Genomic DNA, 23,562 nt, shown 5'->3' on the forward strand with positions numbered 1-23,562 from the left:
CAACATATAATTGCAATCTTCTCCTAATATTTTTATTTCCTGATGAAAGTCCGCATTCACAAAAAACAAATAAATAGGTGGATAAAACACTGATTTACAAGTATTTTCTACCTAGTTTGCTTGCATTAGAAACTACTTTTCTTGACAAATTAAAAGTGACAAGGTGAAAGAACTTTGGATTCTTTTGTTGGCAGAAGTCGTAACTTGTGACTAACTAATTTGAAACTCTATAAGAAATTTCTATTTTTTCTAGAGAAAGCACAGTGAACGTTAATGGTTAATGAGATAACTTCTAGTTAATTCAATAAAATATAACGACCCTGTCAAACATAAGACGACATCGTCATTGTCTATTAATAACGAGTTTAGTAACTCTTTCCAATCTTTACTTGATTGAGTATCATATCGCTTCGAGAAAGATATTAATTCCTCGACAGTTGCTGCACGTGGATGGTCAAATGTTGTTAAGATAACATTATCAAATTCCTCTTCCAATCGACCGACCATCTTTTCGATTGGTTTATCCTTAAAGGCAGCAAAAACAATCTTTTTTTTCTGTAGTGGGTAATACTTGTTTATTGTACAGATAAAGGACTCAATTCCTTCCATGTTATGAGCCCCATCCAAGACAACAACAGGCTTGCGGTTCATTATTTCAAATCTACCAGGATTTAACGTATGTTTCATTCCTTGTTTCACACTTTCGTCCTCTACTTTAAACCCAAGCTTTCGTAATTGTAACAACCCCATACACGCAAGTGCTGCATTATGCACTTGATGACTTCCTTTTAATGAAATAGCAAGTGGCAAAGACACATTTTGTGTAGAAAAAGTAAATTGGTCTGGGTTGGCTTCTTTCACAGTGAAGTCAACGGAATATCGTAATAATGGCGCATCTTTTAGTGTTGCTTCTTTGTTTATTTCTTCAAAAGCTAATGCTCCGATTTCCCCGATGATCACTGGTACATTTTTCTTTATAATACCTGCTTTATGATAGGCAATCGCCTTAATAGATTCCCCTAAAAAGGTAGTATGGTCTAGACCTATTGTTGTTATGATGGTAAGTATCGGGTTAATACAGTTAGTAGAATCCTCTCTACCACCCATCCCTGCTTCAAATAGGCCTATGTCAACCTTTTCTTGGGCCATAAAAGAAATAGCAAGAACGACAAGAATTTCAAATTCAGTCGGAGTATCACCAGATTGGTCAAGTAATTCGACAATTGGTATCAGCTGATTAGTTAGAGAAACAACGGATGCTTGATTAATTGTTTCATCGTTTACTTTGATGTGATCCAATAGATCAATATGCGGGGAAGTAAAAGAACCAACCTTGTATCCACTTTCAATCAAGGATTGTTTCATAAAAGCTAGGGTCGAGCCCTTACCGTTTGTTCCTGCTAGATGAACCGCTTTGATTCTCTTTTCCGGGTTACCTAACGCCTTTAACATTGCTTCCATTCTAGAAAGTCCGGGTTTAATTCCAAGTGATCTTCTAGAATTAAAAAAATTTAGCACATCTTCTACTGTCTTAATTGTCATCATATCTCCTTTAAATACAAGTTCTTTATTTTTTCATGCTACTATTATACACTTGTCTGTAATTGTTGAGTAGCTCACTATAGTTTAGATAACATTGTAATGGATTGGATTGGAATTTGTTTGAAAGGATGTTGTGTTTCATGATAGGCTGGATAATTTATAATGGTCACTTACCTAGTAAGAAGTTTATTAACTTTGCTAACTGGATAAAGGATGCAGGATTAAATAAAGGTATTCAAATGGAAACGGTAAAAAATAATCATGTTTGGGTCGAACTCGGAACAAACATAAGTGGGGTGATTAATGATAAACATTTATCCACTCCTAACTTTGTCATCTTTCATGATAAAGATATAGCTCTTGCAAGACAACTCGAACAATCAAATATTCCGGTAATCAATTCTGCTGCAGCCATTGAAATTTGCGATAATAAAATAACGACCTATCAGCAACTAACGAAAGACTCGATCCCCATTCCAAAAACGTTTGTTGCACCAAAAATATTCGAGAAGACTGAGAAGGTTGAATTGGATAGTTTTCTAATAATAGAAAATTATTTATCCTATCCGTTTATTATTAAGGAAGCTTACGGTTCATTTGGTGAACAAGTATACCTGATTGAAACAAGACAACAATATGTTGACAAAATTAATGAATTAAAAGGTGTCCCCTTTGTCATTCAGCAATTTGTTGCCACTAGCTATGGCAAGGACATAAGAATTAATGTGATTGGTGGTAAAGTTGTTGCATCTATGTTAAGAAAAGGAAATGGTGATTTCAGAGCAAACGTGAACGCTGGTGGATCCACGGAACCATATTCCCCTTCCCCAAAAGAAAAGGCTCTTGCGATTGCTGCTGCAGCCTCTGTCGGTGCTGATTTTGCTGGTGTTGACTTATTGTTCGGTGAAAATGGAAACCCTATCGTATGTGAAGTGAATTCAAACGCTCACATCCAAGGGATATATGAAAGTACAGGAATTAATGTGGCAGATTATATGATTGATTATTGTATAGAGAAAGTTAAGGGAATGAAAGATCTTTAAAGCCAAATAGGCAGGCCTCTAGGTGCACATTAATGCACATAAAGGCCTGCCCTGACATCTTTAACTTGTTAGTTAAGACTTAAGCTCTTGTAATCTTGTTTCGACCATAGCTTTTTTTTCGTTATATTCTTTTTCCTTTTGCTTTTCTTCTTCAACCACTTTTTCTGGTGCCTTTTTAATGAATCCCTCGTTCGATAACTTCTTCTTGACGCGGTCTACTTCCTTGTTCCATTTTTCCAATTCACTTTCTAGGCGTTTTATTTCTTTTTCCACATCAATAAGCCCTTCAAGTGGCAAGAATAAATCAGCACCCGTAACAACTGCGGACATTGCCTTTTCAGGTACTTCGATGGCAGTTGAAATTGTTAGTGAACTAGGGTTACAGAATCTTTCTAGATAATGACGATTGTCATGAAGTTGATGAACAATCGATTCATCCTTGGCACGGATAAGCAATTCTATTTGTTTTGACATAGGCGTATCAACTTCTGCTCGAATATTTCGAACGGAACGAATAATTGCTACTAACCGACTCATTTCTTCTGCCGCTTTAGGATCATGAAGTTCATCACTAACTGCCGGCCATGCTGCTCTTGTTATTGATTCACCTTGATGTGGTAACTGTTGCCAAATCTCTTCTGTGACGAATGGCATAAATGGATGAAGCATCCGCATGATATTATCTAGGACATAGGCTAGGACAGAACGCGTGGATTGTTTAGCTGCTTCATCTTCACCATAAAGAGGTAATTTAGCCATTTCAATATACCAATCACAAAATTCGTCCCAAATAAAATTGTATAAATGTCTACCCGCTTCTCCGAATTCATATTTGTCTACATTTCTGTTTACATTTTCGATTGTTTCATTTAAACGGGTTAGTATCCACTTATCTGCGACAGACTGCTTAGTCGTTAAGTCAATATCGTCGTATTTCATCTCACCAAGGTTCATTAACACAAATCGGGATGCATTCCAAATCTTGTTAATAAAGTTCCAAGTCGATTCAACCTTTTCCCACTGAAAGCGGAGGTCTTGACCTGGTGTTGAACCGGTTGATAGGAAATAGCGTAATGAATCTGCACCGTATTTCTCAATGACCTCCATCGGATCGACACCATTTCCAAGTGACTTACTCATTTTTCGACCTTCTGCATCACGAACTAAACCGTGAATAAGCACATCTTTAAACGGACGTTCTTCCGTAAATTCAATCGATTGAAAAATCATACGGGCTACCCAGAAAAAGATGATATCATAGCCGGTTACTAATACACTCGTTGGGAAGAATTTTTTGAAATCTTCATCCTCTGTATCTGGCCAATTTAAAGTAGAGAATGGCCACAAGGCAGAAGAGAACCACGTATCTAACACATCACTATCCTGTTCCCAATTTTCTTCATCTTTAGGTGCTTCTTTGCCAACATAAATTTCTCCTGTTTCTTTATGATACCAAGCAGGGATACGATGGCCCCACCACAACTGTCTTGAAATACACCAATCACGAATATTTTTCATCCAATGTAAATACGTTCTCTCAAAACGCTCTGGTACGAAATTCACTTTTGAATCGGTTGATTGGTTTTGTAAGTCTACTGCTGCATCTGCAAGTGGTTGCATGTTTACAAACCATTGTGTAGAAAGATATGGTTCAACAACAGCACCACTCCGTTCTGAATGCCCAACAGAGTGCGTGTGATCTTCAATTTCAAATAATACACCAGAATCTTGTAAGTCTTTTACAATTTGTTTACGACATTCAAATCGATCCATCCCTTGATATTTACCTGCGTTTTTATTCATCGTTCCATCTTCATTCATTACTAGGATTCGGTCAAGGTTATGACGATTTCCAATTTCAAAATCATTCGGATCATGTGCTGGTGTAATTTTAACCGCACCTGAGCCAAACTCGATGTCTACATAGTCGTCAGCAACAATTTCAATTTCACGCCCAACTATCGGCAGCACAACCTTTTTCCCGATTAGATGCTGATAGCGCTCATCTTCCGGGTGCACCGCAACAGCTGTATCGCCAAGCATTGTTTCTGGACGTGTGGTGGCTACTTCAATCGAGCCGGAGCCATCTTTTAGAGGGTATTTCATATGATAAAAATGGCCTTGCACTTCTTCATAAATAACCTCTATATCAGATAATGCAGTTTTTGTTGCCGGGTCCCAGTTTATAATATATTCGCCCCGATAAATGAGACCTTTTTCGTATAACTTGACAAAGACTTCACGTACCGCATCGGACAAGCCTTCATCTAGAGTAAATCGTTCGCGCGAGTAGTCTAACCCTAACCCAAGTTTTGACCATTGTTGACGAATAAAATCGGCATATTCTTCCTTCCATTCCCACGCTTTTTCTAAAAACTTTTCCCTACCAAGGTCATATCTGGTTTGACCCTGTTCACGGAGCTTCGCCTCTACCTTTGCTTGGGTTGCAATACCAGCATGGTCCATTCCTGGTAAATACAATACATCGTACCCTTGCATTCGTTTAATCCGCGTAATAATATCTTGTAACGTAGTATCCCAAGCGTGACCAATATGCAGTTTACCTGTTACGTTAGGTGGTGGTATTACAATCGTAAACGGTTTTTTTGTTTTGTCTCCAGTCGCTTCAAAAAACTTCCCATCTACCCAAAACTTATAGCGGTCCTTCTCAACAGCCGTTGGGTCATACTTTGATGGAAGAGCTCCTTCTCTTCTATCTTCCATTACACGTCCTCCTATCTCATATACCATGAATTAGTAAAGCAGGCTCGCCAAATCAGCTATCAATACGTGAAACTTTTAGAGTAATTAAAAAAACCTTCTCATCCAAACAAGGACGAAAAGGTTATATTTCCGTGGTACCACCTTACTTTGTCCGAAACAAACTACTCATGTTTCAAACACACTTAACTGTTTAACGGCATCTACCGACTTCTCCTACTGACGTTCAAAGAAGCTGCATCCGAGGCGACCTTCCAAAGCATGTTTTCCTAGAAAACCTTTCAGCTAATGATTTTCCTCTCTATAGGAGATGACTTTGTACTCTTCCTCTTCATGGCATTTAAATCATTTATTTATATTAGCTATTTTATCCAAAAAAACACAAATAAGTCAACTACAAGTTCATTTGTTTCGAAGAGGAACTTTTTTAACAAACAATTGTCACTAATCATAGTATATGACATAGGATAGACCAAAAGGGTAAAAGAGGTGAAACAGATGGCACGTTTTTACCGTTACCGACTACCACCTTGGGCACGTTATTGGCTACTTGTGGTAGAACGTTGTACATTACCGATTCTTATTTTCCAAGCAATTCGAACTATCTTTTTTCCAACCACCTTTGAAGTCATCCTTTTAGGTATTTTAATTGGTATCTTTATTGCTTTTTACTTGGAGTGGATTTAGTCATTAGCGTCTTGGTTTTCCTTTGCTAATTCCTTCTCCTTAATTTCTTCCCTTCTTTGATAAAGGTGGTCTTGAAATTGTAGCCCATGAATCACTCTTCGGTAGGCGTATTCTAACTGTTTAATTTGCAATGGTTGGGCTACTTGATATTCTTTTTTGTAGTACTTTTCTAACACACTTAGATACATCTCCGGATTAAGCAACTGGATAGCAAGAAAACATCTTTCATTTTTTAATAAAGGATTTGTTTTTTCATACACCGCGAGTGCTTGAATCATATCGTCTAGGTATGCATCATGGTATTTTAATTCATGAAAGTAATAAGAGTATAGATCTGTCATCGGACTGCCGTAAAAACTATGCTCCCAATTTATTATATAGGACCTACTACTTTCATACAGCTGGTGGGAAGGTCTAAGGTTACCGTGACATAGAGAACGATAGACATAGCCCTCTTCTTGTATATCTAACAAATAATAATCAAACCAGTTATTTAATACAGCAAACACTCTCTCCATGTCACGGTATTGCATACATACACGTAATTCAAACGGCGTCATATACCTTCTTCGCTCAAAGGTTTCAACATACCGTAAAAGCTTCCGTTGACACACTTGGATTCGTTTTTTTTCTTGATTAACAACATGCTCAACTCTATCTGTATCGATCGTAATTTTTGTTTTTGTCTTTTGATGAACCTCACCAATGGCCAAGTAAAATGATTCTAATTCATGTTCAGGTTCATCTAACTCCTTTGTTTCAATCCATGGGCAAAGATAATAAAACTCCTCATTATCCTCGTAAAACAGGTTCCCACTTTTTGTTAGATAGATGGGAAGGATTGAAGTTAATCCATGTTTATTCGCTACTTCGAATACATTTTTCCATTGATGAATACTTTCCTTCGTTAACTTGGACCTTTTTAATGCATAGCAATAATTGCGACATTGTATTTTATAAGTTCGCTTGGATATTTGAATGATTTCAAGTGGATTAACTTGATAGGCGAGCAAGATAGAATTTATATCTGTCATGGCTTATCCACTCCAACTATAGTATTTTTAGCTAAAAATCCCTTGACACGAAAAAATGTGACAAGGGATCCTTGCAATAAGCGTGACGCTTTAATCTTTAATTGGGATGTATAATATTTGTCCTTCAGATAACTCATCATCTGTTAACTTATTTGTCTGTGAGAGTTGGTACGTTGACAACTTATACTTTTCCGCAATAGCCTCTAATGTATCTGATTCTTGCACGATACACATTTTCAGGCTGGAATAACGTTCTTCTTCTTCCTGATTAGCAAATATATTAAGTAAATAACTTGTTTCTTTCTCGCCACTTGCTTCACGGGAGGATTCAAACAAGTCGTCCTCTTCTTCCTTTGTATTCGCTGCAAAGTTAATTATACTAGACTCGAATTCACTAGATTCTTCAATTATTTCTTCTTCCACTTCTACGGCAGGCTCTTCCTTGGCTTTTTCATGACTTCCGAAAAATTCAGCTAACGTTTGAGACTTCTTATTTTTCCACCTGTCTTTTTCAGAAGCTTTCTCTTTCGCTTGCTCTTTTTTACCGCCTTTTTTCTCACTAACTTCTTCAACAATTGCTTTGTTAATGTTACCTTTTTCGTCTTCTACCTTTTCTTTCACATCAAATTCAAACGTTTCCTCTACTAGAGATTTTTCTTCGACAGGAAGCTTTTCCTCTTCTAGTATCTTTTCTTCTTCAGGTGGCATTGGTGGTTCTTCGATGAGCTCTGGTTCTAGCTCTGTTTCCATCTCTGGTTCTGCTGGTTGTTCTGAGCGTTGCTCTACTTCTCCTGTTTCTGTTTCTGTTTCACGAATGTCACTTACACCATGGATAGCTATTGTTGCTTGTAATTGCAATTGACTTTTTTCAGGAAGTTCATAATCAAAAGTTTCTATACCAACCATTACATCATCCAAGGAATTTACTCGATACTTTGGTATCGATACTTCTACAGGAAATTGGTGATAAAATTCATTTACACCACCTTCATAACTTTCGACACGGTCGACAAATCGTTGTGAGGGATGGTTTCGTAAAGATAACACTTCCTCTTCAACATCGTTATCGCTATCCACTTGAAAATACTCACCCTTTAATTCTATAACCCCTCTAATCGAAACAAAATCTTCAAATTCCTGAATCGAGATTTCTGGTTCTAACGAAACACCCATAATCTCTTTAACTTCCTGTCCTTTTTTAAACCACAATGATTCTTTCAAATCAAATGTGAATACTCCATCTCCGTTGGTCAACACAAATTCCTCCCCTCAGAATCAATACGAATACGTACCTTTTCCTCTCTTAAGATATATGAAAATACTAATAAAATATGCATATTGGTTTTTAACAAGACTCCTAGGTATGAAATAATAATGGCTGTTACCAAATGTACGAGAGGATGGCAAGAAATATTCTTAAAAAATTCTTATCTTTGTTATTCATGTGACATGAAAGGAATGGTAAAAAGACAAAACAAAAACGACCCAGTATAGTTTGCTGAGCCGTTTTCTCAAATGGACTATTCTAAATAATTCTTATTCTTTTAGTTTAGAAAATGCTTTTTGCACAGCTTGGATGGTTTGTTCGATATCCTCATCAGTGTGTGCTGTTGATAGAAATATTCCTTCAAACTGTGATGGCGGCAAGAAGACACCCTCATCAATCATCGTCCGGTAGTAGCTTGAAAAATAATCTAAATTAGACTTACTAGCAATTTCATAATTAGTAACTTCCTGTTCATTGAAGAAAAATCCTACCATCGAACCTGCCCGGTTTACTTGAAGTGGAATTCCATATTGTTTCGCAGCTGATTCATATCCTTCCACTAAACGATCAACTTTTTTATTTATCTTGTTGTATTCTTCTGTAGTCATTGCTACTAACGTTTCATAGCCTGCAGTCATGGCAAGCGGATTTCCTGATAATGTTCCTGCTTGATAAATATCACCTGTTGGTGCAATTCTTTCCATTATTTCTCTTCTTCCTCCGTACGCACCGACAGGAAGGCCACCACCAATCACTTTTCCTAAACAAGTTAAATCAGGCGTTATGCCAAAATGTCCTTGAGCACAATGATAGCCTACTCGAAAGCCAGTCATTACTTCATCAAAAATCAGCAGTGTCCCATTATTTTCCGTAACAGCTCTTAATTCGTGTAAAAATTCACCCTTTGGAGGAACGACTCCCATATTTCCTGAAACCGGCTCAACAATTACAGCTGCTATATCATCACCGAATTGATCAAATGCATAACGGACACTTTCTATATCGTTATATGGAACAGTTATCGTATTTTTAGCAACAGATTCTGGAACTCCCGGACTATCCGGTAACCCTAGTGTAGCTACTCCTGAACCAGCTTTAATTAATAACGAATCACCGTGACCATGATAATTCCCTTCAAACTTTAGAATTTTATCTCGACCAGTATAACCGCGTGCAAGTCTTAAAGCACTCATCGTTGCCTCGGTACCTGAATTGACCATTCTAACCATTTCAATGGACGGAACTCGTTCACGTACCAATTTTGCCAGTTCATTTTCGATTAATGTTGGGGCACCGAAGCTTGTTCCATTTTCTGTTACTTCTTTGAGCTTCCTTACCACCCGTTCATCTGCATGACCTAAAATTAGTGGTCCCCAGCTTAACACATAATCGATATATTCATTACCATCAATGTCATAGATCTTAGCACCTTTTCCTCGTTCCATAAAAATAGGATTCATTCCTACTGATTTAAATGCTCGAACAGGAGAATTAACACCTCCAGGCATTAAATCGACAGCTTCTTTATATGCATCCATTGATTGATTAAACTGTTTCAAAGTTACTTCCTCCTTTACTTTTTCAGCCACTTTGCAACATCTTTAGCAAAATAAGTAATAATTAAATCTGCACCTGCCCGTTTCATCGAAGTTAATTGCTCTAGTACAATATTCTCTTCGTCGATCCAACCATTTTGTGCAGCAGCTTTTACCATCGCATATTCACCACTTACATTGTAGGCAACTAATGGAGCGTTGAACCTGTCCTTCACCTCGCGGATAATGTCCATATATGATAAGGCTGGCTTTACAATTAAAAAGTCTGCACCCTCTTCTATATCTGATTGTGCTTCACGAAACGCTTCTAACCGATTTGCAGGGTCCATTTGATAGGTCTTTCTATCACCGAATTGGGGTGCTCCTTCAGCAGCCTCTCGAAATGGCCCATAGTGTGAAGATGCGTATTTGACAGAATAAGACATAATCGGAACATGGTCAAAACCAGCATCATCCAATCCATATCTTATCGCAGTAACAAAACCATCCATCATATTGGAAGGTGCAATAATGTCTGCACCAGCTTTCGCTTGGGAAATTGCTGTTTGAACATGGAGTTCTAGCGATTGATCATTATGTACATCACCATCATGGATGACACCACAGTGCCCATGTGAAGTATATTCGCAAAGACATGTATCAGCAACAGTGATCAAATCCGGTACATCACGTTTGATTTGACGTAGGGCTTCTTGGACAATACCAGTATCACAGTAGGCTTGAGTTCCCACTTCATCTTTTTCCTTTGGAATTCCAAACAGAAGCACCGAGCGAATTCCTAACCCAACAAGCTCCTGCATTTCTTCAGTAAGATGGTCCAACGAAAGTTGAAACACTCCAGGCATTGATGAGACTTCTTTTTTTATATTGGTTCCCTCTACAACAAATATAGGGTAAATTAAATCGTCTGTTGCTAGTTGTGTTTCTCTCACAAGTGCCCGCATATTTGTAGAGCTTCTAAGTTTTCGGTGTCGATTAAAAGATAGATTTTTCATAGATTACTTTTTCCTTTCCTATTTAAAATAATGAATTAACTCCTCAATCATTCCTTCCGTTGTGAATTGGGAAGGAACTCTAACTTGTTTAAATCCTTTTTCTAATGCTTTTTGTTCCGTTGTTGTCCCGATACACACGCAAAGTTTCGCTTCTTTGATCTTTGACAGGTTTTCCTTGAGTCCATTCGTTAACAATTCAAATGATTCAATCGAAGAAGGACTAGTAAACGTAAAAGCATCACATACATCCTGGTTAATTACTTGCCTTAACGTTTGTTTCGAAGCCTCATTTATGATTGTCTCATATACAATGATTCGTTGGTAAGCCACATTTCGACACGCTAATTCATTCGGTATTTCATCTCTTGCTATGTTACCACAAACTAATAAAATCCTTTTAGGGTTAGGATAATGTTGCAAAAATTCCTTAATCATTTTTTTTCCTTCAAAAATACTAGGAAAAAAATTTGGATTTACACCATATGATTGTAGCATTGTTGCTGTCTTTTTACCTATGGCTGCAACGTGCAGCGAGTGTATTCTTGCCATACTTATTTTTTCACTTTCAAGCTGCTTGAAAAAAAACTTCACGCCATTGGCACTCGTAAAAAAAAGCCAGGTAAATTCGTGAAGTCTTTGCAGTATTCCCTTATTTTCGATAGTACTTCTAGATTTTATCGAGAGAACGGGAGCTATAACCGGAATAGCACCCGCTTCTTTTAATTGAAAGGCAAACTGTTGTGCCTGGGACTTTGCCCGTGTAACTAATATTTTCCGTCCAGATAACGGTTGGTCCACTATTGATCAAGCTCCTCTTTTGCATCATCAATAATTTGTTGCCCACCTCTTTGTTTAATTAAGTTAGCAGCCTCCTCGCCAACTTGGACAGGGTCTTTACCACGTACCACTTCTTTTAACACTGTCTTTCCATCCGGTGTAGCTACCAGTGCTTGTAATATAATGTCGTCACCATCAAGCTTCGCATAGCCGCCAATTGGTATTTGGCAGCCTCCATTCAATAAATGTAAAAACGTTCGTTCAGCAGTTATCGTCTTCGTCGTTTCTACATCGTTAATCTTTGCTAACCATTCTAGTAAATCATGGTCATCTTCACGACATTCAATGGCCAATGCCCCTTGCCCCACTGCTGGAACAGAAATCTCTGGTTCTAAATATTCAGTAACAATTTCATTGCTCCAGCCCATTCGAATTAAACCAGCAGCTGCTAATATAATTGCATCAAAATCCTCTTCTTCTAACTTTCGTAACCGTGTATCGATATTGCCTCGAATCCACTTTATTTCAAGGTCGGGTCGAACTGCTAAGATTTGTGATCCTCTACGCAAGCTACTCGTCCCTACTACCGAACCACTAGGTAAGTCTTTTAACAGAACATGTCCATTAGAAATAAAGGCGTCTCGATGGTCTTCCCGGCTAGGGATGGTACCAATAGTTAATCCACTTGGAATTTCGGCGGGCATGTCTTTCATACTATGAACCGCCATATCGATTTCCTTATCGTACATCGCTTGTTCAATTTCCTTTACAAATAGCCCTTTCCCTCCAACTTTCGATAAAGTTACATCTAAGATTTTGTCTCCTTTTGTAACAATTTTCTTTACTTCAAAATCAAACGGGGCACCAGCTTGCTTTAATTGATCAATCACCCAATCCGTTTGTGTTAAAGCTAAGTTACTTTTACGTGAACCAATAATAATTTTTCTCACAAAATTTCCTCCTTGCTAAAAGCTAAAATGAAAGCTCGATAAAGTACTAAATAGCAGAAAGTTAATTAAAAGAAACAAAAAAGCAGCAGAATTTATGAAAGAAATCTTTTTTCCTTGGTACCCTTTACCTAGTCGCAAAAACAAGTAAATAGTATAAACAATTAAAACAATAAATGAGCCTACTATTTTAATATCATACCAATAAAATTCTGCTCCCGATGAATACGCCCATACAATACCTAAAATCATAGATATTAGTAAGGATGGAACACCAAAAGTAACCGTTTGAAAAGAAAGACGATCTAATCCCTCTAAATCACCAAAGCGCTTAAGTAACCGGTAGCTTTGTTTGTTTTTTAATAACTTGTATTGCAATAAAAACATGATAGAAAATATAAACGATAATGTAAAAAAACCATAAGAAATTAATGCTAAAGTAATGTGTGCGATCAGAATTTCCCCGACTAATTGGATTGTTATTTGACTACCATTACCTGTGGCATTTCCGGCCATATTTAAAAGCATAATGAAAAAACCAAATACATTCGTAAAAAACACTAGAAAATGAACGGCAAATACTCGATTAATGATTAATGAGAAGGTTATCAAAACCCAAGCGTAAAAAAACAAACTGTCATTAATGGATAGGATAGGGAAATTTTGTTTAACAAATACCTGATATAATAAAAAAAAGGTTTGTAGTATCCAAACCATAGTAAGTAACCAGAAGGCTAATACGTTGGCCTTCCGGTTGTTCTGAATAAAATCAACAAAATATCCCATCACACTAATCCCATATAAGATTAAAATTAATTCCTGTACACCTTTAATTTCTAGCATAAGGGGAATCCTTCCAATCAGTGTATCGTTGCATTGGTTAACGATTTTAGAGAGAGTTTTTCATTTTGTTGTGCTAGCTTGTTCTCTTCTTGTTCGCTACGTTGTAAAAGAACTCTATCTTCAATGCCAAAAATTCTTACAAACAATTGTAATGCTTCATCTGCATCAGGATTTCCAGCTAATTCTTTCGCTTGTAAAATCGGTTGTTTTAACAATTGATTGATAATACTTTTCGTATGCTTACTTAACACCTTTTTCTCGCGCTCCGTTAGGTTTGGCATTTTTCGTTCAATACTTTTCAACGTTTCAGCTTGAATCGAAAGCGCATGGTCTCTCAGTGCAGCAATGACCGGAACTACACCTAACGTCTGTAACCAAACCTTAAAAGCAACAATTTCTTGTTCAATGAAAAGTTCAATTTCCGATGAAGCTTCTTTTCTTGCCTGTAAGTTTGCATCAACTACCCCTTGCAAGTCATCGATATCGTAAAGAAAGACACTGTCTAGTTCACCAATTGCTGGGTCTATGTCACGTGGAACAGCGATATCAACTAAAAACAATGGCCGTCCTTTTCTTTGTTTATGAATTGCGGTTAATTGTTCTTTCGTCAGTACATAGTCATTTGCACCTGTAGAACTAATTAAAATATCCGCATCTTTTAATACAGTTGAGATGTTTTCGATTTGCTCGGCAACACCATTAAATTGTTTTGCTAAAACCTGAGCCTTTGAAAAAGTTCGATTTAAAACAGTAACCTTCCTTACACCACTCCCGTGTAAATTTTTCGCAGCAAGCTCACCCATCTTACCTGCTCCAAGAATAACCACATGCTTAGTTGTAAGATCACTAAAAATTTTCCTAGCAAGTTCGACAGCAGCATAACTTATCGATACAGCATTGTCGCCAATTTCCGTTTCTTTATGTGCCCGTTTTGCCAGTGTAATCGCTTGTTTAAAGAGCTCATTAAAAATCGTTCCTGTTACCTTAGCTTTTTGGGCCTGCATAAACACTTGCTTCACTTGGCCAAGAATTTGTGTTTCCCCAACAACCATAGAATCTAATCCACTTGTTAACCGGAATAGATGTTCGATTGCACCATCGCTTTCATAGATGGTTAGGTAAGAGGAAAAAACCTCCTTATTGATTCCAAACCAATCCGCAAGAAATTGTTTTATATAATAGCGCCCTGTATGAAGCTGATCTACCACTGCATAGATTTCCGTCCGATTGCAAGTAGATATGATCACATTCTCCAATACACTTTTCCGCTTGTTTAATTCAATCATTGCTTCTTCTAACACGTCCTCATGAAAGGACAGCTTTTCCCTAATTTCAACAGGGGTGGTTCTATAGTTTATACCCACCACTAATATATGCATGTCATCAACCCCCAAAAAACATATACCCGAAACAATTACAGTCTATTATAGCACGAGATTACTTGTATTTTTCTGTTAAATTCGAACAAGTTATGAAACTTTATGATACTATAAGTTAATATGAAACGCGAACATGGATAGAAGGACAAAAGAGAGCTTTTCATTTGATTATTGTGAATAGAATGCTCTGCAGGAATTACTGAAGCTAGTCCCGAAACTTAATACGTAAGTACTTTATCACATTAGCTACTCATTTTCAAGAAGTTACTACTAATTAATAATTATTATAAACTGGGAGATGTATATGAAAAATCAAAATTCATTTATTGGTTACCTTCTCATAGGAATTGGAGCTTTTTATTTGTTAAAAGAGCTAAGAGTCCCGATTCTTACCGACTTTTATTCCTGGCCAACTTTATTGATTGTAATTGGTATTTCGTTCCTTTTACACAGTTATCTTGCTAAAGAATATGGGAATTTATTCATTGGTGTTTTATTATTAGGTCTTGGTATTCATTTTCATGCGTTAAATCAGTACCCATTCTGGATTGACGATTGGGGGATGTATACACTAATAGTAGGAGTGGCTTTTTTTATAAGTTATTTGAAAACAAAATCCGGTTTATTCCCAGGGTTAATCTTACTTGCAATCTCTTTTTTTGCACTATTTGCCTCAAATAAACCAAATTGGTTTAATTGGATTAATCAATTTGTCGAGATGGCAATTCGTTTTTGGCCAGTAGTCCTAGTTTTGATTGGAGTTTACTTACTTGTCAAAAAAAAGTAGTGATTATCAACATAGAGAATAAAAGTGTAAAGCTTAGCTGTCATGAAAAAACACGTGAATTCTCTTTTGAATTCACGTGTTTTTTCATGACCTACTTGATAAACGGAAGGAGTGTCCTCCATGCCTCATCTTTTCCTTCAGCAGTTTCAGATGAAAAAGGGATAATAGCATCTTCACTATTAAGGTTTAATTTTTTAATAATGGCTTGAAGATGTTTGGATCGTTTCCCCTTTGATATCTTATCCAACTTTGTGGCTATCACCACGACAGGTAACTCGTAGAACTTTAAAAACTGATACATTTTCACATCATCAACTGTTGGGTCGTGGCGGATATCAATCACTAAAGCAGCTGCTCGTAAATTTTCTCTTGAGACAAAGTACTCCTCAATCATTCGTCCCCAAGCTTCTCTTTCTTTTTTTGAGACTTTTGCATATCCGTAACCCGGTACATCCACAAAATAAAACATTTCGTTAATTTTGTAAAAGTTTAGCGTTTGTGTTTTTCCTGGCTTTGATGAGGTACGAGCTAAACTTTTTCGGTTAATCATTTTGTTAATAAATGAAGATTTGCCTACGTTTGACCTACCAGCAAGTGCAATTTCTGGTAAACGGTCATTTGGATATTGCTTTTGTGAAACAGCACTTATCACTATTTCCGCATTAATTACTTTCATGTTTCTCCTCCGATAATGCATGCTCTAATACTTGATCCAAATGGCTAACAGGTACAAAGGTAAGTTCACTCTTAATACTATCTGGAATGTCCTCTAAATCCTTTTCATTCTCTGCTGGAATAATAATTTTAGTTAGCCCTGCACGGTGCGCACTTAACGATTTCTCTTTTAAACCACCAATTGGTAGAACACGCCCACGCAATGTAATTTCACCTGTCATCCCCACTTCTTTTCTAACAGGTCTACCTGTTAGACTTGAGACAAGTGCTGTCGCCATGGTAATCCCAGCCGAAGGACCATCTTTAGGAGTAGCCCCTTCTGGAACGTGAATATGAATATCGTTCTTTTCATGGAAATCCGGATCAATATGAAGCTCATCTGCTCTTGAACGGATGTAACTAAAAGCTGCCTGCGCAGATTCCTTCATAACATCTCCTAATTTCCCCGTTAAAATCAGTTTTCCTTTTCCCGGATAAAGACTTACTTCGATTGACAACGTATCCCCTCCAGCAGTGGTATATGCTAAACCAGTTGCTGCGCCAATCTGATCTTCTTGTTCCATCATCCCATAGCGGAATCTAGGTTTTCCTAACATGACCTCTAATTGCTTTTCTGTGATAACAACCTTTTTTCTGTCTTCCGAAACAATGATTTTAGCAGCCTTTCTACAAAGTGATGCTATTTGTCGTTCTAAGCCTCTTACCCCTGCCTCTCGAGTGTAGGTTCGAATCAATTTAATTAGTGCCTCATCTTTGATTTGAAACTGACTCTTTTTCATACCATTTTCTTTAATTTGCTTATCGATTAAATGTTCTTTTGCGATATGGACCTTTTCAAGCTCGGTATAACCAGCTAATGAAATTACTTCCATCCGGTCTAACAATGGCCCAGGAATGGTCGAAAGGTTGTTAGCTGTTGCTATAAACAATACGTGTGACAAATCATATGTCTCTTCAATATAATGGTCACTAAACGTGCTATTTTGCTCAGGGTCCAAAACTTCTAACATAGCAGAAGATGGGTCCCCTCGAAAATCACTCGACATTTTGTCAATTTCATCTAATAGAAATACCGGATTAACCGTTTGTGCTTTTTTCATTCCTTGAATAATTCTACCAGGCATTGCTCCAACATACGTTCTACGATGTCCTCTTATTTCAGCCTCATCACGCACTCCGCCTAAAGAGATCCTTACAAAGTTACGATTTATCGATTTAGCAATAGATTTTGCAAGTGATGTCTTACCTACTCCTGGTGGACCAACCAAACATAAAATAGGTCCTTTTAATGAGTTAGTCAATTGCTGAACAGCAAGGTATTCCAATATTCTTTCCTTTACCTTCTCAAGTCCATAGTGATCCTCGTTCAACGTCATTTCTGCATGTTGAATATCCAAATTGTCCTCTGTCTGCTTTGTCCATGGCAAGGCTAGTAACCAGTCAATATAATTTCGGATTACAGAGCTTTCTGCCGAACTTTGAGGCACTTTCTCATATCGGTCTAATTCTTTGAAGGCAACCTCGATTATTTTTTCTGGCATGTCTGACTTTTCTACTTTTTGCCTTAGTTGAGCGACTTCCCCGGACTTACCATCTTTGTCACCAAGTTCTTTTTGGATTGCTTTCATTTGTTCTCTAAGATAGTATTCTTTTTGCGTTTGTTCCATTGACTTTTTGACTCTTTGACCAATTTTACGTTCTAAATTCAACACTTCTCGCTCATCTGAAATAAGCTGAATCAAGCGCTGTAAACGTGCTTTTACCTCATCGGTTTCCAAAAGCTCTTGCTTATCTTTAATTTTCAAAGATAGATGGGATGTAACAATATCTGCAAGACGACCAGGCTCATCAATATCGGAAACAGTGGCTAATGTTTCTGGTCCGATTTTTTTAGAAATTTTTATGTATTGCTCAAATTGTTCGAGTAAGGATCGCATCAGTGCTTGCTCTTCATTTCGATTTCCATGAACATCCTTAAATTCTTGAATTTCAACTACAAACTGGTCTTCTTGCTCGGTAAATTGAATGATTTCACCACGATATAGCCCTTCTACTAATACGCGAATCGTACCGTTAGGCAGTTTTAGCATTTGTTTGACTTTCGCCAACGTTCCTATCCGGTAAATATCCTTTGCTTCTGGTTCGTCAAGAGAACTTTCTTTTTGGGCAGCCAGAAAAATATTATGGTCATCCATCATAGCTTTTTCTAACGCATTAACAGATTTTTCACGTCCTACGTCTAGATGCAAAACCATCGTAGGAAAAACTAAAATACCTCGTAAAGGTAGGAGGGGAATTTGTATTTTATTTTGATCTGCCATTACCTACACCTCCATATAAAAAATTATTATCCTTCTCCAATTAAACTACTCTATCGTCTAAAGTTTAAAGAAAAGTTATTTCTTTGTAAAACTTTAAGTACTAGCTCGATTTCATCGATGGATTTGACACAAATGTTTCACCGTTAATAGTTGACTTGTTTTCTGCTTCTAAAATAAGTGGTAAAGCCTCCTTAAAGGATTCTACCGGACAAATTTCAATCCCTGTTATTTTATCACACATCGCTTGATAATTTGCTTTTGGAATTACTACACGCTTTGCCCCAGCTTGTTTGGCAGCTCTAATTTTCGTTAAAACACCACCAATTGGTTTCACTTCCCCATAAATACTAATTTCCCCAGTCATCGCAGTATCATACCGCACAGGTATTTTTTGAATACTAGAGTAAATTCCGACAGCCATTGCCAAACCTGCAGACGGGCCATCAACTGGAATCCCTCCAGGAAAATTAACATGGACATCATATTCATGGGCGGGTACCCCAATGGATTTTAAGAATGTCATCACATTTTCAATCGAACCTCTTGCCATACTTTTTCTTTTTATTTGTTTGGATTGACCACCAATAGTTTCTTCTTCAGCAATGCCAGTGATCGTTATTTTGCCATTAGTTACACACGGCAGCACTAATATTTCAATCTCTAACAAATTACCTGTACTTGGTCCTTGTACAGCTAAACCATTAACCTTTCCAACTCTACTTACTGGAAAGACCTTTGGTTTTATCCGTGGAGAAAGTCGGCTAGAGTCAACCACCCACTCCATATCTGCTTGGGAGATTTGATCTCTTCCTTCTTTCATTGCAATGCTTGCAGCTATTTGAATCATATTAACAGACTCACGCCCATTTCGAGCGTATATAGATAACACTTCAAGTGCATCATTATCAATTTTGCAGTTAACCTTCTTACTCGCTCGCTCTGCAACCCGAATGATTTCTTCTGGTTCTAGTTCTCTAAAGAATATTTCTAAACACCTCGACCGTATCGCCGGCGGAATTTCTTCTGGCATTCTTGTTGTCGCACCAATTAAACGGAAATCAGCCGGTAACCCATTTTTAAATATTTGATGAATGTGGGTTGGTATATTACTATTTTCTTCACTATAATAAGCACTTTCATATAAAACTTTTCTATCTTCTAGGACTTTCAATAGTTTATTCATCTGGATTGGATGTAACTCACCAATTTCATCGATAAACAATACTCCACCGTGAGCATTTGAAACTGCTCCTCTTTTGGGTTGTGGGATACCCGCTTGTCCCATCGCACCTGCACCTTGATAAATTGGATCATGTACTGAACCAATTAACGGATCAGCAACTCCTCTTTCGTCAAATCTAGCTGTTGTCGCATCAATTTCTATAAAAGGGGAAGTACCTCGAAACGGGGAATTTGCATTTCTTTTTGCTTCTTCTAAAACTAGTCTTGCAGCTGCTGTTTTACCGATTCCAGGAGGACCGTAGATAATCACATGTTGTGGATTACTACTACATATCGCTGCACGAAGCGCTTGAATTCCATCCTCTTGACCAATTATTTCATTCAAGTCACCCGGTCTAATTCTTTCTGATAATGGCGCAGTCAATTGTATTTGTTTCATTTCTCTTAATTTATTCATTTCTTTTTCTGACTCTTTATTAATGGAACTTTTGTTTGTTCTTTGACTTTTTAATAAGTTCCAAAAATATAACCCAATTACTATCCCAAAGAATAGTTGAATGATCACTACAATACTAACTAGATCCATATTGTACCTCCAAGTTATTAATGATACTCGTTAGTATTGCCGCACCAATTCGTTGCTAAACCTCAAGGATAGGGAAAGAATTAAAAATTGAAATCTCTCCTCTTTCAAATAATAAACACAGAAATCCCTTGTTTTATCACAAGGGATTTCTTTTTTTGAATTTCCGTTTTGTCTGGTTTAAATGGTTTTATGCACTTTCTTTAGGTGATTGTTTGTTCTCATCCTTTACAGTACCATCATTAAGAACAAGTTTAGGCTTTCCATTTTCTAACAATACGGTATCTTTTGTAATAATTACTTTTTCAATATCATCACGGGACGGAATTTCGAACATCACATCTAACATAATTCCTTCAATAATGGAACGTAAACCACGTGCACCCGTTTTTCTTTCTATTGCTTTTTTCGCAATTTCAACAAGTGCATCTTCTTCAAATTCTAAATTCACGTTATCAATTTGGAATAACTTTTCGTATTGTTTAACTAGTGCGTTCTTTGGCTTTGTTAAAATTTCTACTAATGCAGCTTCATCTAATGGTTCTAACGCTCCAATTACCGGTAAACGACCGATAAATTCTGGGATCAATCCAAATCGAAGCAAATCCTCTGGTAATACTTTGGACAATAATTGACCTTTATCTAAATCTTGGTTAGCTTCATCAGCGCCAAATCCAATAACCTTTTTACCTAATCGACGCTTAATTATTTGTTCTATCCCATCAAATGCGCCACCACAAATAAATAGGACATTTGTCGTATCAATTTGGATAAATTCTTGATGTGGATGCTTTCTTCCTCCTTGAGGAGGGACGCTTGCAACTGTTCCTTCAAGAATCTTAAGTAACGCTTGCTGAACACCTTCACCAGAAACATCTCTAGTGATGGATGGATTCTCTGATTTTCTAGCCACCTTGTCAATCTCGTCAATATAAATAATGCCTTTTTCTGCTTTTTCAACATCATAATCAGCAGCTTGGATTAGTTTTAAAAGAATATTTTCTACATCTTCACCAACGTAGCCTGCTTCAGTTAGTGAAGTTGCATCTGCAATTGCAAACGGGACATTTAGAATACGTGCTAATGTTTGAGCTAACAGTGTTTTACCACTTCCTGTAGGTCCAATCATTGCAATGTTACTCTTTGAGAGCTCGACATCATCTGATCCCTTAGAAGAATTGATTCGTTTGTAATGATTATAAACAGCCACAGAAAGATTTTTCTTTGCCTTTTCTTGGCCAATGACATAATCATTTAGAATTTCGCAAATCTCTTGTGGCTTTGGTATGTCTTTAAACTCAACTTCTTCCTCGTTACCTAGTTCTTCTTCCACAATTTCTGTACACAATTCAATACATTCATCACATATATAAACACCAGGACCAGCAACTAGTTTTCGTACTTGATCTTGGCTTTTACCACAGAAAGAACACTTAAGTTGCCCTTTTTCTTCGTTAAATTTATACATCTATTTCACCCCTCGAGTTTAAATATCTATATGCTGGTAACATGATACATAATCAATATCTTCTCATCTTTCTTTAGCCAATAATATCAAATTAGAATTAGAATACAAAATAATATACCTTATTCTCGATTAAAAACGGAAGGAAGACTTTATGAAATCAGATTTGTTTTTACATCAAAAAACAAAAGCGTCCACTAGAATTCATGCTACTTTCAACTAAGTCTTTCCAATTCTTTTATCTAATAAACAAAAATTGTGTTTGTCAGACTAATTCTAATGTAAGTGTACAACTAATTTATGAATAATTGGATTCATTGTCAACTAAAAACTGTTATGTAGTATGTAGTGTATGTAGCAAGAATATTTTTTAGAAATGAAATCGGAACCAATAAGTAGAGAAAACAAGGCACGAAACGTTCGTGCCTTGTTAATCTATGAAGATCATTATTATTTAGTTTTGCTATGCTCCGCTAAGAAGTCAATTGCTTTCTTGAATTTCAAATCTTCTTTAATTGCTTCCGCATTTCCACCAAGCATTTGCGTTAGTTGCTCCACACTAGCCTGATACATCGTAGCCATTGATTCTAATTCTTTGTTTACATCTTCTTCTGTTACTTCAATATTCTCAGCATTAATAATCGCTTCAAGAACTAAATTAGTTTTAACTCGCTTCCCAGCATCTTCTTTCATTTGCTCTTTTAATGCTGATTCATCTTGACCTGAGAACTGGTAGTACATATCAAGCGTCATACCTTGCATTTGTAATCTTTGTTCGAACTCACGAAGCATTCGGTCTAACTCGCTAGTTACCATAGCCTCTGGAATTTCCACTTCAGAATTATTGGAAGCTTGTTCAATTAAGGCTTCACGCTTTTGGTTGTCTGCATCTGTTTGTTTTTGATTTTCTAGACGTTCTCTAATTTTCTTCTTAAGTTCATCTAACGTTTCTACTTCTTCATCGACATCTTTTGCAAATTCATCATCAAGTTCTGGTAATTCCTTTGCCTTAATTTCATGAATTTTAACTTTGAATGTTGCAGGTTTGCCTGCTAGATTTTCCGCATGATATTCTTCAGGAAATGTAACCTCGATATCTGCTTCTTCACCTGTAGCCTTACCTACTAATTGTTCTTCAAAACCAGGGATGAAAGATTCTGAACCAATTTCTAACTGATGGTTTTCCGCTTTTCCGCCTTCAAATGCTTCCCCATCAACGAAACCTTCAAAATCAATAGTAACTGTATCTCCTTCTTCAACAGTTCCTTCTTCTTTTACAACTAGTTCTGCTTGGTGCTCTTGTTGGTGTTTTAGTTCATGCGAGACGTCTTCATCCGTGACTTCCACACTCACGTCTTCCACTTCAAGTCCTTTGTACTCACCAAGCTTCACTTCTGGTTTTACTGTAACCTTAGCGGTGAAAACTAGTGGCTTTCCTTTTTCAATTTGTGTCACATCTACCTCTGGTTGGTCAACCGGCTCAATCCCTGTTTCTTCGATGGCATTCGTATATTCTGTTGGTAGAATGATATCAACAGCATCTTGATATAAAGATTCAACACCGAAACGTTGTTCGAATAAACCACGCGGAATTTTCCCTTTACGGAATCCTGGAAGTTGAACTTGTTTCACTACTTTTTTAAAAGCTTGATCAAGAGCTTTGTCGAACTTTTCCGCTTCTACTTCAACTGTCAGTAGACCTTCATTACCTTCTTGTTTTTCCCATTTTGCTGACATATATTTCCCTCCAAAATCTAT

The 23,562-nt window shown here is 37.1% G+C and carries 18 protein-coding genes and 1 other annotated feature; of the genes, 3 read left to right on the forward strand and 15 right to left on the reverse strand.

From position 1 onward, the window contains the following. Positions 1 to 270: 270 nt before the first annotated feature. A complete protein-coding gene (locus NC799_RS01960; RefSeq protein WP_272444635.1) occupies positions 271 to 1,545 on the reverse strand; it encodes a bifunctional folylpolyglutamate synthase/dihydrofolate synthase in 1,275 nt (424 codons plus the stop codon). Between the two features lie 137 nt (positions 1,546 to 1,682). Here NC799_RS01960 and NC799_RS01965 point away from each other — a divergent pair, with 137 nt between their 5' ends. Then, positions 1,683 to 2,585 carry an ATP-grasp domain-containing protein gene (locus NC799_RS01965; protein WP_272444636.1) on the forward strand — a complete coding sequence of 301 codons (903 nt, stop codon included), beginning with the start codon at positions 1,683 to 1,685 and terminating at the stop codon, positions 2,583 to 2,585. 72 nt (positions 2,586 to 2,657) lie between these two features. On the opposite strand, the gene NC799_RS01970 is transcribed toward NC799_RS01965, so the two are convergent. Beyond that, positions 2,658 to 5,309: a valine--tRNA ligase gene (locus NC799_RS01970; RefSeq protein ID WP_272444637.1), complete on the reverse strand. Its 2,652-nt coding sequence runs from the start codon at positions 5,307 to 5,309 to the stop codon at positions 2,658 to 2,660. Positions 5,310 to 5,414: 105 nt separating this feature from the next. Beyond that, positions 5,415 to 5,650, reverse strand: a binding site (T-box leader). A 154-nt stretch (positions 5,651 to 5,804) separates the two neighbouring features. Here NC799_RS01970 and NC799_RS01975 point away from each other — a divergent pair. Further along, entirely contained in the window at positions 5,805 to 5,993 is a 189-nt protein-coding gene (locus NC799_RS01975; protein WP_272444638.1) for a hypothetical protein, read from the forward strand. On the opposite strand, the gene NC799_RS01980 is transcribed toward NC799_RS01975, so the two are convergent. The 8 genes from NC799_RS01980 to hemA all read right to left on the reverse strand — a co-directional run bounded on the left by NC799_RS01980 (position 5,990) and on the right by hemA (position 14,791). Next, positions 5,990 to 7,027 (reverse strand): protein kinase family protein, encoded by a 1,038-nt coding sequence (locus NC799_RS01980; RefSeq protein ID WP_272444639.1) that lies wholly within the window; start codon positions 7,025 to 7,027, stop codon positions 5,990 to 5,992. The genes NC799_RS01975 and NC799_RS01980 overlap by 4 nt on opposite strands. A 90-nt stretch (positions 7,028 to 7,117) precedes the next feature. Beyond that, complete coding sequence (spoVID, locus tag NC799_RS01985; RefSeq protein WP_272444640.1) at positions 7,118 to 8,281, reverse strand: stage VI sporulation protein D; 1,164 nt, start codon at positions 8,279 to 8,281, stop codon at positions 7,118 to 7,120. A 282-nt stretch (positions 8,282 to 8,563) separates the two neighbouring features. Beyond that, the gene (gene hemL, locus NC799_RS01990; RefSeq protein ID WP_417006662.1) at positions 8,564 to 9,832 is read right to left on the reverse strand and encodes a glutamate-1-semialdehyde 2,1-aminomutase; all 1,269 of its coding nucleotides are present in this window, start codon (positions 9,830 to 9,832) and stop codon (positions 8,564 to 8,566) included. A gap of 35 nt (positions 9,833 to 9,867) precedes the next feature. Then, positions 9,868 to 10,845 carry a porphobilinogen synthase gene (gene hemB, locus NC799_RS01995; RefSeq protein WP_272444642.1) on the reverse strand — a complete coding sequence of 326 codons (978 nt, stop codon included), beginning with the start codon at positions 10,843 to 10,845 and terminating at the stop codon, positions 9,868 to 9,870. Positions 10,846 to 10,863: 18 nt separating this feature from the next. Beyond that, positions 10,864 to 11,643 (reverse strand): uroporphyrinogen-III synthase, encoded by a 780-nt coding sequence (locus NC799_RS02000; RefSeq protein ID WP_272444643.1) that lies wholly within the window; start codon positions 11,641 to 11,643, stop codon positions 10,864 to 10,866. Further along, a complete protein-coding gene (gene hemC / locus NC799_RS02005; RefSeq protein WP_272444644.1) occupies positions 11,643 to 12,572 on the reverse strand; it encodes a hydroxymethylbilane synthase in 930 nt (309 codons plus the stop codon). Before hemC ends, NC799_RS02000 begins: the two co-directional genes overlap by 1 nt. A 15-nt stretch (positions 12,573 to 12,587) precedes the next feature. Next, the gene (locus tag NC799_RS02010; RefSeq protein WP_272444645.1) at positions 12,588 to 13,412 is read right to left on the reverse strand and encodes a cytochrome c biogenesis protein; all 825 of its coding nucleotides are present in this window, start codon (positions 13,410 to 13,412) and stop codon (positions 12,588 to 12,590) included. 17 nt (positions 13,413 to 13,429) lie between these two features. Then, positions 13,430 to 14,791, reverse strand: coding sequence for a glutamyl-tRNA reductase (gene hemA / locus NC799_RS02015; RefSeq protein ID WP_272444646.1), 1,362 nt, complete (start codon positions 14,789 to 14,791; stop codon positions 13,430 to 13,432). A 304-nt stretch (positions 14,792 to 15,095) separates the two neighbouring features. Here hemA and NC799_RS02020 point away from each other — a divergent pair, with 304 nt between their 5' ends. Beyond that, positions 15,096 to 15,578, forward strand: a complete 483-nt coding sequence (locus tag NC799_RS02020; protein WP_272444647.1) for a LiaI-LiaF-like domain-containing protein — start codon at positions 15,096 to 15,098, stop codon at positions 15,576 to 15,578. Positions 15,579 to 15,669: 91 nt separating this feature from the next. Here NC799_RS02020 and yihA read toward each other — a convergent pair whose 3' ends face one another. From yihA to tig, 5 genes are all read right to left on the reverse strand, one after another. Then, the gene (gene yihA, locus NC799_RS02025) at positions 15,670 to 16,254 is read right to left on the reverse strand and encodes a ribosome biogenesis GTP-binding protein YihA/YsxC (RefSeq protein WP_272444648.1); all 585 of its coding nucleotides are present in this window, start codon (positions 16,252 to 16,254) and stop codon (positions 15,670 to 15,672) included. Next, positions 16,241 to 18,574 (reverse strand): endopeptidase La, encoded by a 2,334-nt coding sequence (gene lon / locus NC799_RS02030; protein ID WP_272444649.1) that lies wholly within the window; start codon positions 18,572 to 18,574, stop codon positions 16,241 to 16,243. Before lon ends, yihA begins: the two co-directional genes overlap by 14 nt. A gap of 100 nt (positions 18,575 to 18,674) precedes the next feature. Further along, a complete protein-coding gene (lonB, locus tag NC799_RS02035) occupies positions 18,675 to 20,342 on the reverse strand; it encodes an ATP-dependent protease LonB (RefSeq protein ID WP_272444650.1) in 1,668 nt (555 codons plus the stop codon). A 187-nt stretch (positions 20,343 to 20,529) separates the two neighbouring features. Continuing rightward, entirely contained in the window at positions 20,530 to 21,807 is a 1,278-nt protein-coding gene (clpX, locus tag NC799_RS02040) for an ATP-dependent protease ATP-binding subunit ClpX (protein ID WP_272444651.1), read from the reverse strand. 447 nt (positions 21,808 to 22,254) lie between these two features. After that, the gene (gene tig / locus NC799_RS02045) at positions 22,255 to 23,541 is read right to left on the reverse strand and encodes a trigger factor (RefSeq protein WP_272444652.1); all 1,287 of its coding nucleotides are present in this window, start codon (positions 23,539 to 23,541) and stop codon (positions 22,255 to 22,257) included. Between the last annotated feature and the right edge of the window lie 21 nt (positions 23,542 to 23,562).

Origin of the sequence: Aquibacillus salsiterrae, from assembly GCF_028416595.1 — a bacterium.
GTDB classification, from domain to species: Bacteria; Bacillota; Bacilli; order Bacillales; family Amphibacillaceae; genus Aquibacillus_A; species Aquibacillus_A salsiterrae.